Origin of the sequence: Vreelandella rituensis (assembly GCF_003336665.1) — a bacterium.
GTDB classification, from domain to species: Bacteria; Pseudomonadota; Gammaproteobacteria; order Pseudomonadales; family Halomonadaceae; genus Vreelandella; species Vreelandella rituensis.
This window is the reverse complement of the sequence record NZ_QPIJ01000174.1, coordinates 1-639: the sequence shown is the minus strand read 5'-3', so window position 1 is coordinate 639 and position 639 is coordinate 1. Positions and strand designations below refer to the sequence as shown.

Here is a 639-nt window from a genome sequence, read left to right as displayed (position 1 = left end):
TGCAGTCCGCCGAAGGCCGGCGGCTTGCCGAGCGCAAGAATGCCGTGCATAGCGATCCCGTCAGAATCATGCCGTCTACCCGGGGAGCGTCCCCGTCCTCAACCGTGGCCGATCGCTAACAAGGAGAATCGCCATGTTCATTGAATACCTGCAACATCTTATCTACGGCTACTATCCGTACCTGGTCGGCACGGTATTTCTGCTCGGCAGCCTGATGCGTTACGATCATGGCCAGTTCACCTGGAAGGCGGGCTCCAGCCAGATGCTGTCCTCGAAAAACATGCGCCTGGCCAGCAACCTCTTCCATGTCGGCATCATCGTGATCTTCTTCGGCCACCTGGTGGGCATGCTGACGCCTCATTGGGTCTATGCACCCTTCCTGCACGCCGGCACCAAGCAGCTGATTGCCATCGTGATCGGCGGCATCGCCGGGGCCATGTGCGTGGTGGGCGGTGGCATGTTGCTCTACCGGCGCCTGTTCAATGCCCGCGTGAAGGCGTCGTCGAGCATGATGGATACCTTGATCCTGGGGTTGATCGTGTTCCAGGCGGCCCTGGGCATGGTGACCATCATCTTCTCGCTGGGCCACCTGGACGGTGACATGATGCTGACCCTCTCCAGCTGGGCGCAATCCATCGT

General features: G+C 60.3%; 1 protein-coding gene. It reads left to right on the top strand.

Annotated features, from left to right (window positions below):
- Nucleotides 1–133: 133 nt before the first annotated feature.
- Nucleotides 134–639, top strand: a 506-nt coding sequence (gene narI, locus DU506_RS21360) for a respiratory nitrate reductase subunit gamma (RefSeq protein WP_114488808.1), incomplete at its 3' end; no start/stop codon positions are given.